This window comes from Chitinimonas sp. (assembly GCF_036568685.1).
GTDB lineage: Bacteria > Pseudomonadota > Gammaproteobacteria > Burkholderiales > Chitinimonadaceae > Chitinimonas.
The window spans coordinates 18,433-33,409 of sequence record NZ_DATCSC010000115.1; the positions used below are offsets into that span (position 1 = coordinate 18,433).

10 protein-coding genes and 1 pseudogene are annotated in these 14,977 nt (G+C 64.1%); 5 read left to right on the forward strand and 6 right to left on the reverse strand.

Annotation, left to right across the window (positions count from 1 at the left end; genetic code table 11):
• Nucleotides 1-21 precede the first annotated feature (21 nt).
• Complete coding sequence (hrpA, locus tag VIM95_RS16345; RefSeq protein WP_331987815.1) at nt 22-4,065, forward strand: ATP-dependent RNA helicase HrpA; 4,044 nt, start codon at nt 22-24, stop codon at nt 4,063-4,065.
• Here hrpA and hisN read toward each other — a convergent pair.
• A complete protein-coding gene (gene hisN / locus VIM95_RS16350) occupies nt 4,055-4,834 on the reverse strand; it encodes a histidinol-phosphatase (RefSeq protein WP_331987817.1) in 780 nt (259 codons plus the stop codon). The genes hrpA and hisN overlap by 11 nt on opposite strands.
• Nucleotides 4,835-4,992: 158 nt before the next feature.
• Between hisN and VIM95_RS16355 the strand changes: the two genes are divergently transcribed.
• The gene (locus tag VIM95_RS16355) at nt 4,993-6,216 is read left to right on the forward strand and encodes a hypothetical protein (RefSeq protein WP_331987820.1); all 1,224 of its coding nucleotides are present in this window, start codon (nt 4,993-4,995) and stop codon (nt 6,214-6,216) included.
• A gap of 6 nt (nt 6,217-6,222) precedes the next feature.
• Here VIM95_RS16355 and VIM95_RS16360 read toward each other — a convergent pair whose 3' ends face one another.
• The 3 genes from VIM95_RS16360 to VIM95_RS16370 are packed head-to-tail and all read right to left on the reverse strand — an operon-like array spanning nt 6,223 to nt 8,777.
• The gene (locus VIM95_RS16360) at nt 6,223-7,170 is read right to left on the reverse strand and encodes a hypothetical protein (protein ID WP_331987822.1); all 948 of its coding nucleotides are present in this window, start codon (nt 7,168-7,170) and stop codon (nt 6,223-6,225) included.
• A 12-nt stretch (nt 7,171-7,182) separates the two neighbouring features.
• Nucleotides 7,183-7,983 carry an SDR family oxidoreductase gene (locus VIM95_RS16365; RefSeq protein ID WP_331987824.1) on the reverse strand — a complete coding sequence of 267 codons (801 nt, stop codon included), beginning with the start codon at nt 7,981-7,983 and terminating at the stop codon, nt 7,183-7,185.
• Nucleotides 7,983-8,777, reverse strand: coding sequence for an SDR family oxidoreductase (locus VIM95_RS16370; RefSeq protein ID WP_331987826.1), 795 nt, complete (start codon nt 8,775-8,777; stop codon nt 7,983-7,985). Before VIM95_RS16370 ends, VIM95_RS16365 begins: the two co-directional genes overlap by 1 nt.
• 189 nt (nt 8,778-8,966) lie before the next feature.
• On the opposite strand from VIM95_RS16370, the gene VIM95_RS16375 reads away from it, so the two are divergent.
• Both VIM95_RS16375 and mmsB read left to right on the forward strand, forming a co-directional pair.
• Nucleotides 8,967-10,463 (forward strand): CoA-acylating methylmalonate-semialdehyde dehydrogenase, encoded by a 1,497-nt coding sequence (locus VIM95_RS16375; RefSeq protein ID WP_331987828.1) that lies wholly within the window; start codon nt 8,967-8,969, stop codon nt 10,461-10,463.
• A gap of 11 nt (nt 10,464-10,474) precedes the next feature.
• Nucleotides 10,475-11,371 (forward strand): 3-hydroxyisobutyrate dehydrogenase, encoded by an 897-nt coding sequence (mmsB, locus tag VIM95_RS16380; protein ID WP_331987830.1) that lies wholly within the window; start codon nt 10,475-10,477, stop codon nt 11,369-11,371.
• Nucleotides 11,372-11,725: 354 nt separating this feature from the next.
• On the opposite strand, the gene VIM95_RS16385 is transcribed toward mmsB, so the two are convergent.
• Complete coding sequence (locus VIM95_RS16385; protein ID WP_331987833.1) at nt 11,726-12,217, reverse strand: porin family protein; 492 nt, start codon at nt 12,215-12,217, stop codon at nt 11,726-11,728.
• 165 nt (nt 12,218-12,382) lie between these two features.
• On the opposite strand from VIM95_RS16385, the gene VIM95_RS16390 reads away from it, so the two are divergent.
• Nucleotides 12,383-13,324 carry a LysR family transcriptional regulator gene (locus VIM95_RS16390; protein WP_331987837.1) on the forward strand — a complete coding sequence of 314 codons (942 nt, stop codon included), beginning with the start codon at nt 12,383-12,385 and terminating at the stop codon, nt 13,322-13,324.
• 51 nt (nt 13,325-13,375) lie between these two features.
• Here VIM95_RS16390 and VIM95_RS16395 read toward each other — a convergent pair.
• A pseudogene (locus VIM95_RS16395) lies at nt 13,376-14,977 on the reverse strand (hypothetical protein); the annotation flags it as partial.

A 14,977-nucleotide genomic window follows, 5' to 3' on the forward strand; every position in this document is an offset into this window, starting at 1 on the left:
GCCCGACTAGCCTTACCCGACATGCTGCCTGCCCAGTTCGACCTAGCCCTGGAAACCTGTCTGCTTCGCGACCACCATCCGCTACGCCAGAAATGGCGCAACCTGCGTGAACGCCAGAAGCAGAAACAACCGACCGATCGCATCGAAGCCGAGTTGGCGCAATCGCTCGCGCAATCGCAGGGCCGCTACCAGGCGCGCCTGGGCAAGCTGCCCAAGCCGCGCTTCGACGATGCCCTGCCGGTCAACCAGCGGCGTGATGAGTTGCTGGCCGCCATCGAGGCCAACCAGGTGGTCATCGTCTGCGGCGAAACCGGTTCGGGTAAGACCACCCAGCTCCCCAAGCTCTGCCTACAGCTGGGCCGTGGGGTAAAGGGCCTGATCGGCCACACCCAGCCACGTCGGCTGGCAGCCCGCACGGTCGCCACCCGGATCGCCCAGGAGCTGGGTACCGAGATCGGCGATACCGTGGGCTACAAGGTGCGCTTCACCGACAAATCCTCGGAGCTCAGCCTCGTCAAGCTCATGACCGACGGTATTCTGCTGGCCGAGACCCAGACCGACCGTTACCTCAGCCAGTACGACACCATCATCGTCGACGAAGCGCACGAGCGCTCGCTGAACATCGACTTCCTGCTGGGTTTTCTCAAGCAACTATTGCCCAAGCGGCCGGACCTCAAGGTGATCGTCACCTCGGCCACCATCGATGCCGACCGTTTCAGCCACCACTTCAATGACGCGCCGGTGATTGAGGTATCGGGCCGAACCTTCCCGGTCGAGGTGCGCTACAAGGAGCTGCGTTCCAAGGACGAGGACGACGCCGACCTGGAAATGGAAGAAGCCGTTGTCGATGTGGTGCAGGACCTATGGCGGCATGATGGCCTGGGTGATGTGCTGGTCTTTCTGCCCGGCGAGCGTGAGATCCGCGAGACCGCCGAAGAGCTACGCCGCGCGCGCATCATGGGGGCCGAGATCGTGCCGCTGTTCGCCCGTCTCTCGGTCGAGGACCAGCAGAAGGTCTTCCGCCCTTCCAACGGCCGCCGCGTGGTGCTCTCCACCAATGTGGCGGAGACCTCGCTCACGGTGCCGGGTATCAAGTACGTGATCGACTCGGGCCTGGCGCGGATGAACCGCTACTCGCCACGCGCCAAGGTCGAGCAGCTGCAGATCGAGAAGATCTCGCAGGCCAGCGCCCGTCAGCGCGCCGGTCGTTGCGGTCGGGTATCGGCCGGTGTGTGCGTACGGCTCTATACCGAGAAGGACTTCAACGCCCGCCCGGCCTTTACCGACCCGGAAATCGTCCGCTCCTCGCTGGCGGCCGTCATCCTGCGCATGCAGGCGCTGCGGCTGGGCAAGGTCGAGGACTTCCCCTTTATCGAAGCCCCTTCCGGCCGATTGATCGCCGACGGCTACGCCCTGCTGCACGAGCTGGGCGCAGTGGATGAGCAGGGCACGCTGACCCGGCTGGGCAACGAGATGGCACGTTTGCCCATCGACCCCAAGATCGGCCGCATGCTGCTGGCTGGGCGGGACGAGGGCTGCCTGCCGGAACTCCTGATCATTGCCTCGGCACTGAGCATCCAGGACCCGCGAGAGCGCCCCTTCGAGGCGCGCGATGCTGCCGACCGGGCGCAAGCGAAGTTCACCGATGACAAGTCGGACTTCGTGAGCTTGCTCAACCTCTGGCACTTCTTTGACCAGGCGCTCAAGAACAAGCAGTCCAATCGCCTGCTGGTACAGGAATGCCACGCCAACTTCCTGAGCTATCTGCGCATGCGCGAATGGCGCGAACTGCACAAGCAGCTGGCCGACATCGTCGAGGATATGGGCTGGAAGCTGCCGACCACGACTGCCGCCGAGACGCCCGCCAAGGGCGACGTGCCGCCGCTGCCCAAGAAGGCGGAGAAGGAACGCCAACAAGCCGCCCAGCAACATCATGATGCGCTGCATCGCGCGCTGTGCGCCGGCCTCCTGGGCCAGATCGGTATGAAGCAACCGGACGAGGATGAATACCTCGGTGCCCGCGCCATCAAATTCAGCATCTTCCCCGGCAGCGGCCTCAAGAAGGCACGCCCCAAGTGGGTAGTCAGCGCTGAGCTGGTCGAAACCACCAAGCTCTATGCCCGCACCGTGGCCGCCATCCAGCCCGAGTGGCTGGAGAAGATGGCCGGCCACCTGGTCAATCGCGACTACTTCGAACCGCACTGGGAAGAAGGGATGGCGCAGGTTGTCGCCAGCGAGCGGGTGACCCTCTACGGCCTGCCGGTGGTCGCCCGCCGCAAGGTGCATTACGGTGCGGTGAACCCCGTGCACGCCCGCGAGATCATGATCCGAGAGGGGCTGGCCGGGCGGCGTTTCAACACCCGTGCCGCCTTCTGGCAACACAACGAAAAGCTGATCAGCGAGATCGAAGAGCTCGAGCACAAGGCGCGCCGGCAGGACGTGCTGGTGGACGAAGAGGTGCTTTTCGCCTTCTATGACCAGCGTATCCCAGCCGACATCATCAATGGTCAGGGCTTCGATCACTGGCGCAAGCAGGCCGAGAAGGAGCAGCCTGAGCTGCTATTCCTGAGTCGTGACGAACTGATGCGCCATGCCGGCGAATCCATCACCGAGCAGCAGTTCCCCCCTACCCTGCGCCTGGATGGCCTGGACCTGCCGCTGGCCTACCGCTTTGAACCCGGCCACGTATTGGACGGTGTGACCGTGCAGCTGCCATTGCACCTGCTCAACAAGGTCAACGGTGCCGCGTTCGACTGGCTGGTGCCAGGCCTGATCCGCGAGAAGGTCACCCTGCTGGTCAAATCACTGCCCAAGAGCATACGGCGCCTGTGCGTACCGGTGCCGGAGTTCGTCACCAAGACCATGCTGAGCATGGACAAGGCGGACCGCTACCAGGCGCTGCTGCCGCAACTGGCACAGGCGGTGGGGCGAGGCATCGGCCAACCGGTCAGCGTGGACGAGTTCGGCCTCGATGACCTGCCGGCCCACCTGCGCATGAATATCCGCGTGGTCGACGACGCCGGCCAGGAACTTGCCAGCGGCCGTGATCTGGTGGCGCTGCGCCGCCAGCTCGGCGAGGCCGCTCAAATGACCTTCCGCGAAGTCGCCGCCGCACCTGCTGTCCCTTCCGCGCCAGGCAGCCGCGATAAGGGTGGCAAGCAAAAGACCGTTGAAGCCGCCAAGCCAGCTGCAGGCGGCGGCCTGGCGATAGAGCGCGAAGGCATCAGCGGCTGGGACTTTGGTGATCTGCCAGCCAAGCTGAACTTCGACCGCGGCGGCGCCATGCTCACCGGTTATCCGGCCCTGGTACCACACGAGGGTGCCTGTGCAATCCGCCTGTTTGACACCGAGTCGGCCGCCGTGGCGGCACACCGCCAGGGCGTGGTCCGCTTGATGCAGTTCGAACTCAAGGAGCAGGTGAAGCAGCTACCCAAGTGCTTTGCCAACTTCACCCAGACTGCGCTGCTGCTACGGCATATCGCCGATTCGGACGCGCTCATGGACGACCTGGTGGCCTGTGTCTGCGACCGGGCTTTCATCGGCGAAGACCCGCTACCGCGCAGCAAGAAGGACTTCGACAACCAGAAGCAACGCGCCAAGACCCGCTTGCCAGCGGTGCGCGATGCCGCCTACCGGGTACTGCAGGAGGTGGCCACCGAGCAGCAGCAACTGCAGGCTCTGCTGGCCAAGCCGGTACGGCTGCAGAGCGAACTCAAGCAGCAGCTGGCGCGTCTGGTCTACAAGGGCTTCTTGTCCGCCACACCTTGGGAGCAGCTACCCCATCTGGGCCGCTACCTCAAGGCGATCAAGCTGCGGCTGGAGAAGTACAACGCCAACCAGGCACGTGACGCGCAGCGTGGCGAGGAAGTGGCGACGCTATGGAACCGCTGGGAAGCCGAGCAGGAAAAATGGCGCAAGCAGGGTCGCGATCCGGCCGTACTGCAGCCCTTCCGCTGGATGCTGGAAGAGCTGCGGGTAGGCCTGTTCGCGCAGGAGCTACGTACGCCCTACCCCGTCTCGGTCAAGCGCCTCGAAAAGATCTGGGCTGACCTGATCAAGCAGTAAGGCGCAACAATTGGCTGGCGGCAGCGTGCAATGCGGGCGTTGCCGCCACCAGTACGTCGCCGGCGGAGTGCAGATTCAGCTCGCGCCCTTGCCAGTCGGTCATTACCCCGCCGGCCCCGATCACCACCGGCGCCAGGGCGGCGAAGTCGTGCAGCTTGAGGCCGCTCTCCACCACGAGGTCGTAGCCGCCGCTGGCCAATAGGGCGTAGAGGTAGGCATCCCCCCCCCAGACGGTAAAGCGGCATTGCGACTGCAATGCGGCAAAGCGCTCGCCGACTGCGCCCGGCAGGTATTGCGGGCCAGTGGAGCCTAGCCGTGCCGCAGACAGGGCCGAGACAGTGGAGACACGAACCGGCTGGCCATTGAGCTTGCTGCCTTGACCCGCCACGCCCACCCAGCGCTCGCCGAGCACGGCCTGGTCGATGATCCCCAGCACCGGCTTGCCATGGTGCAAGAGGCCGATCAGGGTGCAAAAGGTCGGCCGGCCGACGATAAAGCTCTTGGTGCCGTCCACCGGGTCCAGCACCCAGACCCATTCCGCATCCTCGCGGATGCGGCCAAACTCCTCGCCAATGATGCCGTGCTCGGGCAGCGCCGCCTCCAACAGGGCACGCATGGCCTGCTCGGCGCCACGGTCCGCCAGGGTCACCGGGCTTGCGTCTGCCTTGTCATCAATCTCAATACCGGTACGGTAGTGCGGCAGGATGGCGGTACGGGCGGCATCGGCTAGGCGGTGGGCCAGCGCAAGGAAGTCGGCGGCTTGGGTCATGGTATCTCCACGCTGAGAAGGCGCCCATCTTAGCCCAAGCGGATGACAGCCGTGTTATACACGTCTAGATCACCAACAAGGTGATCTTGCAGGGTATGCGTTGCCTGTCCATCGGCGCCAAGGCGACAATGCGGCTTCACCCAAAGAAAGCACCTGCCTTGAAGCTCCCCGCTCTGCTTGCCTTGCTACTTGCCTTGTCATGCCATGCTGAAACACCGGAAGAAGCCCGCCTGCCGCAGATAGCAGCCAAGCTCCCCAGCGCACTGACCACCTTCGCCAGCCTGCAGGCCGACTTCAGTCGCGACTGGGCAGCCAGCCGCGACGCCCTGGAGGCGCAAGCTGTCGTCAGCCGCTATGGCAAACAGCTATGGCAAGCGGCCAGAGCCCGGCTACAGACCCAGGCCGAGCTTGATGACCGACCGCTCTACTGGACCCGACTGGCGCTGACCCGCACGGTGCGCGACAGCAAACCGGCCTTCCCCATCTTCCCTGCCGACCGCGAGGCCGCCTTGCTGACGCTGGAGCAGACCAGCCGCGGCATGGACGATATCCATTTCGACGCAGATCGCAAGATCAAGCGCATCCTGCTGACTGGTTTTGACCCATTCCGTCTCGATCTGAATATCGACCAGAGCAACCCTTCGGGCGTTGCCGCCATGTTGCTGGATGGCACCGAACTGGTGATGAATGGCCAGAAGGCCCGCATCGAGACAGCGCTGTTCCCGGTGCGTTATGCCGACTTCGACGCCGGGATCGTGGAGCACTTTCTAAGCCCCTGGCTGACCACACAACAACCGGCTGCGCAGGACTGGCTGGAGGCGGCAAGGCAGGCCCGGGGACAGTCTGTTCCGTCGCCCAAGGGACAACCACAGGTAGATATGGTGGTCACCGTCAGCATGGGCCGCGAAGGCTTTGACCTGGAGCGCTTCCCCGGCCGCCGCCGCTCTGCCCTGGCACCGGACAATCTGGGGGTACGCGCCGGAGGCAGCCGCGAGCAACCGGTCATACCGCAGTTGGCAGGCCGCCCCCTGGATGGTGCGGAGTTCGTCGAGTTCTCGCTGCCTGCCGCTGCCATGCAGCGCGTGCCAGGCCCTTATAAAGTCATCGACAATCGCTGGGTCACGGTGGTCCCCAACACCCGCCTGGCGGCAGGTGGCCTGGCTGCGCTATATGGCAAGACCGCGGTCGAGGGTGGAGGCGGCGGCTACCTCAGCAATGAGATCTCCTACCGCGCTGTGAGGTTGCGCGACCAACTGGGCCTGCAAACACTACCGGTCGGGCATATCCATACACCCAAGATCGAGGGCTATGATGCAGCGCAGTTGCGTGCCATTGCCCAGCAGCTCAGGGCCTTGCTGGAAGCGGCGATGGCAAGCCGCTAGAGCGGCCTACTTGCTCTCCAGGCGGGCCTCGGCGGCACCGGCCTGCTGAATGGCGCCATCCCGCAGCCAGGCCCTGGCCGCTTCGTCACCTTGCAGTGTGGCGCGCCAGAAAGCCAGGCTGGTCTGCATGACCAAGGCCTGCTGGCGTGCCTCCACCGAACCAGCAACCGCCGCATGGTCGCCACCGAAGAACATATGGTTGCGACCTGTCAGCAGCAGCAAATATTTGCCGCCCTTGGGCATGGCGGCAAAGGGCTTCAGGCGGTCAGCCGGTGTCAGCCCGCTGCCGAGCGGGTCGGCGTCTTCGGTACCGGTAATTGAAAAGAAGGGGCGCTCAATCGCGCCAAAGCTTGCATCGGCATTCCCTCGGGCGCTGGGGCTGAACGCCAGGAAGGCGACCAGCCTGGGCTCGCTCATGCGGGCACCGAACAAGGGGAAACGCTCGCCCGCCACCGATTGCGTAGTCACCGCGCCGAAGGAGTGGCCACTCATACCCACATGCGCCGTGTCGGCCAGGACCGCCAGCGGGTCCTTGCCAGCCTTACGGCGCGCCAGTTCGTCCAGGGTAAAACGCACGTCGGCCACCCTCGCCTGCAACTGCTTGGCACTGGCGGCTGATTTCAACGCCCCGAATCGGCTGCCTTGCGCCTCCTGCCAGACTGCCTGGTCGCTGCCTGGGTGTTGCAGATGGATGGCCATCAGGCCATGTTCCGCCCAGTAGTTGCCCCATAAACGCCCGCCTTCGCGCGAACCGCCCAGCCCATGCGAGAACAGCACCACGGGGAACGGGCCTGCTCCTTCGGGCCGGTAGATCTTGATCGGCAAGTCGCGGTCACGCGCAGTGTCGTGCCAAGTCTGCAGGACCACTTCGACCTTGCCCACAGGCCCGGCCGGATAGTCTGCCGCCCAGGCCGGCAGCAAGAGGCAAAGTAGCACTAGCAAACGGCAGCCCATTACGAATCTCCCTTAACTGACTTCCACCTTGGTCACCATGCGCCGGTACAGGCCAGGGAAAAAGCGCGCCAGCCAGACTGCCAGCGTTTCCTTTCCACCCACGCAAAACTCATCCCGCCCGCGCGCCAAGCCACGCAGTATGTCCCGTGCACAGCGCGCCACCGGGTAACCCTGCCGCTGCCAGGCATCCATGCGGCCCTGCGCCTTGCCGTCCGGCTGCAGGGCGGCCATGGGCAGGGGCGTCTGGATAAAGCCTGGACAGACCAGGGTCACACCTATAGCGGACGGCCAAAGCTCGGCCCGCAGCGAATCGAAGTAGCCATGCAGCGCATGCTTGGCAGCAGCATAGCCGCTGCGCCGTGGCATGCCGACCTTGCCCATCACGCTGCTGATCACCACCAGGCGGCCATGGCCACGTGCCAGCATGCCAGGCAGTACCAGCTTGCTCAGGGCAACCGGCGCATAGTAGTTCACTGCCAGCAAGGCCCTATCCACCGCCAGTGCGGTATCCCTGGCCTCGCCACGTTGCGCTACGCCGGCATTCAGGATCAAGCAGTCGAGACCACCGCTCCAGGCCTCGGCCCGCGCGACCGCGTCAGGTAGCGCCGCCTCGTCGGTCACATCCAGTGTTAGCACGAGATGTTGCTCTGGCGACGCGCAGGCCAGTCGGACCCGCTCCAACTCGGCTGTGCGGCGGGCGGACAGCACCAGCCGCGCCCCTTGCGCCGCCAAGGCATAAGCCAGTGCCTCTCCGATGCCACTGGAAGCGCCGGTGAGCCAGACCGTCTTGCCGGCAAAAGCGTCGACCGCCATTAGGTCACCCTGGCCTTGCGGACCACGCGGGCAAAGACACCGGGTAGAAAGCGCTTGAGGTAGACCGCCAGTTTCTCGCGCGTCTGCGCCACATAGAGCTCGTCACGGCCACGCGCAAGGCCGGCCAGGATGCGCTGCGCGCACTCGGCGGGGTCCATGCCCTGCTGCTGGGCAAAGTCCATCTTGTTCTGCGGGCTGCCGTCACCTGTCAGCGCGTGGTAGGTCAGATTGGTACGGATAAAACCGGGACAGACCAGGCTGATTCGGATGCCGTCGCGCCACAACTCCGCCCGCAGTGAATCGAAAAAGCCATGCAGTGCATGCTTGGAGGCAGCGTAGCTGGAGCGCATGGGCGTGCCGAACTTGCCGACCAGGCTGGTGACCGCCACGACGTGGCCGGCCTGACGAGCCAGCATGCCGGGCAACACGGCCTTGGTGAGCGCAATGGTGCCAAGGTAGTTGACCTCCATCAGCTGCTTATCGACCGCCAGCAAGGTATCGCGCGCCAGCGAGCGCTGGCTGATGCCGGCATTGTTGATCAGCAGATCGACCCTACCGAAACGCTCGTTCACGGCTGCTACCCTAGCCGGGAAAGAATCGGCATCCGCCAGGTCCAGCGGCAATGAGAGATGGGCTTCCGGATTGCGGCAGGCCAGCCGTACCCGCTCCAGCTCATCAAGCCGACGGGCCGACAGCACAAGCTGCGCCCCCTGCCCGGCCAGGGCATAGGCCAAGGCCTCCCCTATCCCGCTACTGGCACCGGTAATCCACACCACCTTGCCTTGATGATCCATTCGTCCACTCCCTGTTTTTGTGATGGCAACACCGCGCATAGTAAAGATTCCGGCGCGGCCTGGGCTTGAACGTAAACCGCGTCGCAAATGGCAACTTACATTGACGTTAACGTCAATTAACTTTACAAAGCCATAGACGGTGCTGCCCGGCCACGGGACGGCGCCGCAAAACACAAAATGGAGCGAGACATGACCCCTACCGTAAAACTGCTGATCAACGGCGAATTCAAGCAGTCCAGTGCTGCGCACTGGCAGGACGTCCACAACCCGGCCACCCAGGAAGTGCTGGCACGAGTGCCCATGTGCGGGCCGGCCGAAGTCGATGCCGCCGTCGCGGCTGCCAAGGCCGCCTTCCCGGCTTGGCGCGCGACCCCCATTGCCGAACGAGCACGCGTCTTTCTGCGTCTGCAGGCCTTGATCCGCGAGCATATGGACATGCTGGCAGCCACCCTGACCCGCGAGCAAGGCAAGACCCTGGCCGACGCCAAGGGCGATGTCTTCCGCGGGCTGGAAGTGGTCGAGCATGCCTGCTCGGTCGGCAGCCTGCAGCTGGGTGAGTTTGCCGAAAACGTCGCCGGTGGCGTCGATACCTACGCCATCCGCCAACCGCTGGGCGTCTGCGCTGGCATCACCCCCTTCAACTTCCCCGCCATGATCCCGCTATGGATGTTCCCCATGGCCTGTGTGACTGGCAATACCTTCGTACTCAAGCCCAGCGAGCAGGACCCCATGACCCCCATGCTGCTGGCTGAGCTGGCGCAGCGCGCCGGCTTGCCGGCCGGCGTACTCAACGTGGTGCACGGTGGGGTCGATGCGGTGAATGCAATCTGCGATCACCCGGACATCAAGGCCATCTCCTTCGTGGGCTCGGTCGGCGTGGGTACGCATGTCTATCGTCGTGCCAGCGAGCACGGCAAGCGTGTGCAGGCCATGCTGGGTGCCAAGAACCATGCCGTCTTCCTGCCCGACGCCAACAAGGAGCAGGCGCTCAACGCCCTGGTGGGGGCCGCCTTTGGTGCAGCCGGCCAGCGCTGCATGGCCATCTCGGTGGCGGTACTGGTGGGCAAGGCCCGCGAGTGGGTACCCGACATCGTCGCAAAAGCCAAAACGCTCAAGCTCAACGCAGGCCATGAAGGTGGTGCCGACCTTGGTCCCCTGATCAACCGCCAGGCACTGGCTCGGGTGGAACGGCTGATTGGCCAGGGCGTGGAGGAAGGCGCCAAGCTGGAACTCGATGGCCGCAAGCCAGCCGTACCTGGCTACCCGAACGGCAACTTCGTTGGTCCCACCATCTTCTCAGGCGTGCAGCCCGGCATGCATATCTACCGTGAGGAAGTCTTCGGCCCGGTACTGTGCCTTGTAGAGGTCGATACGCTGGCAGAAGCCGTTGCGTTCGTGAACGCCAATCCCTACGGCAATGGCACCGCCATCTTCACCCAGAGCGGCGCAGCGGCACGTACCTTCCAGCACGATATCGACGTCGGTCAGGTGGGCATCAACGTGCCCATCCCGGTGCCAGTCCCCTTCTTCAGCTTCACCGGTTCGCGCGGCTCCAAGCTGGGCGACCTCGGCCCCTACGGCAAGGAAGTGGTGCGCTTCTATACCCAGACCAAGACCGTCACCGCCCGTTGGTTCGATGACGAGACCACGGCCGGCCCGGTCAACACCACCATCGCCCTGCGCTAAGGAGAGCCGAGATGTCGCATATCGCCTTTATCGGCCTGGGCCACATGGGTGGCCCCATGGCTGCCAATCTGCTCAAGGCGGGTTATACGTTGAAGGTCTTCGACCTGGTACCGTCAGCGGTAGAAGCCGCCGTGGCGCTGGGTGCCAGTGCGGCCCCCAACGCGGTGCATGCCGTCACCGGTGCCGACGTGGTCATCAGCATGTTGCCGGCCAGCCAGCATGTGGAATCGCTCTACCTGGGCGAGGGCCGCTTGATCCACGCCATCAATCCAGGTGCCCTGGTCCTGGAATGCTCCACCATCGCCCCGGCTACGGCACGCCTGGTGCACACTGCGGCCAAGGCGCGCGGCATTGCCATGCTGGACGCCCCCGTCTCTGGCGGCACAGCCGGCGCCGCTGCGGGTACGTTGACCTTTATCCTGGGTGGTGAAGCCGGTCATCTGGAGCGGGCTCGCCCGTTCCTGGAAAAGATGGGCAAAAACCTGTTCCACGCTGGCGACGCTGGTGCCGGCCAGGTCGCCAAGATCTGCAACAACATGCTGCTGGCCATCCATATGATCGGCACCGCCGAGGCACTCAATCTTGGCGTGGCCAATGGCCTCGACCCCAAGGTACTGAGCGACATCATGCGGGTCAGCTCGGGTGGCAACTGGAGCCTGGAGAAGTACAACCCCTGGCCAGGCGTGATGGACGGCGTACCAGCCAGCCGCGGCTACGAGGGTGGTTTTGGCGCGGACCTGATGCTCAAGGACCTGGGCTTGGCCATGGAGGCAGCCCAGGCCAGCAAGGCCGCCACCCTGCTGGGTGGCGTGGCTCGCAACCTCTATGCCCTGCACAGCGCGCGTGGCCACGGCAAGTTGGACTTCTCCTCGATCCAGAATCTGGTCGCTGGTGAAAAGCTAAGCTGAGTGCCTGACTCGAGCTAACAAGCCGCGCACAAAAGATGAGTGCAAAAGAAGCGCCCGGGATACCCGGGCGTTCACCATACACGCGTACTGGAACGACGGTACTCCTCCTAATCTAGCCCCGCCCCTCCCGCAGCTCTGCACGCACAGGTTCTCGGCGCTAAAGCGCCAAGAACCCTTGCAGCCGCCCGCCGGCGGGGAACCTCGCTACGCTCGTCAGCGTATTCACGGAGTGTCCCTGCTGGGTCATGGTCAAGCTACGCACCGTGGGTGCGAAAAAAAGCGCGCCGGGAGGCGCGCTTCAACTTGCTGCTTAGGGAGAGGGTACAACGATGTATCGCAACTAGCCGCTGAAGATCAGAAGCTGTACTGCACGCCGCCTGAATAGGCGTTGATGCGCTGGTCGCCATTGGCCTTCACGCGGTCGTAATCGGCGCGCAGGGCCCAGTTCTTGTCCAGCTTGTAGCTGGCGCCTACGCCGAAGGTCGCGCCATCCTTGGCTTCGCTACCCAGGCTGGTGCCGGTGCGGGCAAAACCCGCCTTGGCGAACACATCTACCTTATCGGTCACCGGCAGGATGCCGACGGCACGGACGTTGGCGGTTTCGTCAGCCGAACCATTGTGGTGGTCCTTCAGGCCGGTGTAGCCACCTTCGACGGCGAAGTTCTTGTTGAACTTGTAGCCGACGCCAGCACCAATGCCGTTGCTGACATTTTCGGCACCCTTCTGTTCACGGGCATGGGTGGCTTGGCCAAATACATAGGCACCGTTGTCTTCGGCCATGGCGGGGACAGCGCAGAGGCCGGCGATCAAAGCGCTCAGGGCGATGGTCTGTTTGGTCATGGACATGATTCCTTACTCCTATCGAGTTTGCGGGTTTGCCGGCTTCCGGCCGGCGGTGGCGTTTGTCTTGCTGCCACGGTTTGCATTCTGCCGTTTGACCAAACTGCGATAAATATCCAATATTTCAATAGATAGTTTTGTTTTTCCAAACAATAAACGGGAACTTTCGCAATGGACCGCTTTCGCGCCATGCAGGCCTTCGTCAAGGTCGCCGAATCCGGCAGCTTCGTCCGCGCTGCCGAAGCCTTGGGTCTTTCCAAGGCGTCGGTGTCCATCATCATTTCCGAGCTGGAGGCCGAGCTGGGCGCCCGGCTGATGCAACGCACCACCCGCAAGCTCTCGCTCACTGAAGCGGGTAAGGTCTACCTGGCGCGCTGCCAGGACATACTCGAAGCAGTGCATGAGGCGGACGCCCTCCTGAGCGCCCGCCAGACCGAAGCACGTGGTGTGTTGCGCGCCTACGCACCTTTGAGCTTCGCCCAGCACCACCTGGTACCGGTGCTGCCGGCCTATCGGGCAGCCTTCCCCGAAGTGCAGATCGACCTGGTACTGGGAGCCCGCCCGGTGGACATGGTGGAAGAAGGATTCGATCTGGCCCTTCTGTTCGAGCAGCAGGGCTTGGCCAGCAGCCTGGTGGCGCGCCGGCTGGCCTATTCCGATCTGATCCTCTGCGCCTCCCCTGCCTACCTCGCTGGCAAGCCCGCGCCCACCTCTCCGGCCGAGCTTTCCACGCACCAGCTGCTGGCCAGCAGTAGCTGGCTGGACAACCGGCTCTATCGGGAGGGAGATGAGGTAGAAGTCGTACAGTGGCCGCAGCCCGCCCTTTCCTGCAACACCCAGGACGTCCTCAGGGCCAGCGCGGTAGCCGGTATGGGCATCGCCATCCTGCACTCCTACGTGGCCAGCGAGTCGCTACGCCTGGGTGAGCTGGTGCGGGTGCTGCCAGAGTGGCGCGCCGGCCGGCTGGACCTCTGCCTGGTGTTCCCAAGCCGGCGCTTCCTCTCTGCCAAGGTACGCGGCGCAGCGGACTTCATCCTGGCCCGCTTCCGCGAATTTTCCGGCGAAAGCGGCCAAGACCCCTGGTTGGCCATCAGCCAGCAGGCCGAGAGATGAGGCGACTTGTTAGGCGCGGCGATGGTGACAAGGCCCCCATCGCTGGTTGTCCTAAAAGTCGCCATTGATGCTCAGGTAGACCCGCCCTTGGTGATTGTCACCGTAGGCCACGCCAAAATAGGCAGGGCCAAGCCGGGTATCGCTACCGACAAACAGCGTGCCGGAGTAGCGCAACCCACCCCTATACAGCGAGGGATCGAAGGGGTTCCAGAGTTTGGCGGTCTCAAGCGATACGCCCCAGAAGCCGGCGGTACCGAATAGTGGGGCCAGCTTGGTCACATCCTTGGAGAGACGGAATTGGGCACGGAAGATCCTGTCGGCGCGGATCTCGCTGGCGCCATAGCTCGACAGCTGGAACAGCCCCCCGGCGGAAGGCTGGGCATTGATGGTCGCATTCTTGCTGTAGTCGTACACCAGGCCCAGTAGGCCGGCCCAATCCCCCACCTTGACCGCCTGCTTGAGGTCCAGCCTGGCTGTGGTGTACTCGTCTTCCGCCCCCAGGGCCGACAGATTGCGGTAGACACTGAGCCGTGCAAAGCTGCCGTCGCGCGGGTAGCGCGCGCTGTCGAGTTGGTCGAAGGAAAGATTCAGCGCCACGCCGCCATCGTTGACCGCCCCCTGCGGAAGGCCAGGATCACCGGTCACCCGCCCCAGCCGCGAGCGGGAGCGCTCCACGCCCAGTCGCAGCTCACCCCAGCGCCCCCACAGCGAGCCGACGTCCAGACGCAGGCTGCGACGGCTCAGGCGGTAATCCGCAATCCGGTCACCGTTGAGGTAGAGCGGAAAGGCATCATTGCCGGTCGAGGCATCCGCCGACACAAACAGCTCGCCATCGCGCCGCAACGGTTGATAGAGACTGGTGGCGATACCGTGGGCCTTGCCCAGGTAGGCACGGGTCTTCCATTCACCACCCAGCGCATTGAGCCAGGTACGGCGGTACTGCGCGGTCAAGAGGAAGGCGGCATCATCATCGAAGTCGGTCCGCAGACCCAGGCCGAGGTCCAGATAGCCCGGCCCCCAGGGCTTCTCACGTGGGATCAGTACCAAGGTGTCGCCCTGTGGATCAGGCAGCACCCGGTAGTCGATCTGGTCGAAGTCGCCTCGGGCGTAGGCCTTACCAAGCTTCTCATCCAGTGCCTGCACATCCAGCGGCTGGTTGAGCTTGACGTCCAGCACCTCCTTGAGCACCTCGGGGTTGACGAAGCGGGTGGGCTCCACCACCACCGACTTGATCACACCCGGCTTGAATTCACGCGTCGCCAGCTTCTCGCGCCAGGCGACGAAGGAGGCATCGTCCACCCTCAGCGCCAAGAGCTGCGGCAGCAAGGCACGTGCCGCCGCCTCGCCAGCCTCGATCGCCTGTTTGCCGGCGTTGAACTGGGTCGGTGACAAGGTACCGAGGTCCGGCCGGATCAGGATGTCACGCTTGCCCATCTGGGCTACCTGCGCATCCACGTTGTGCTGCATCAGGGCACGCACCGTCTGCTCGGAGATAGACAGTGCGTCGGTAGTCTGTTTGCGGGTCAGTAGCGGCGAGCCCACATCCACGGCGATCACAACATCGCCACACAGGCCACGAGCCACGTCGACCGGCAGGTTGCGGGCGATACCACCGTCCACCAGCACGCGGGTATCGCGCTCCACCGGCGGGAA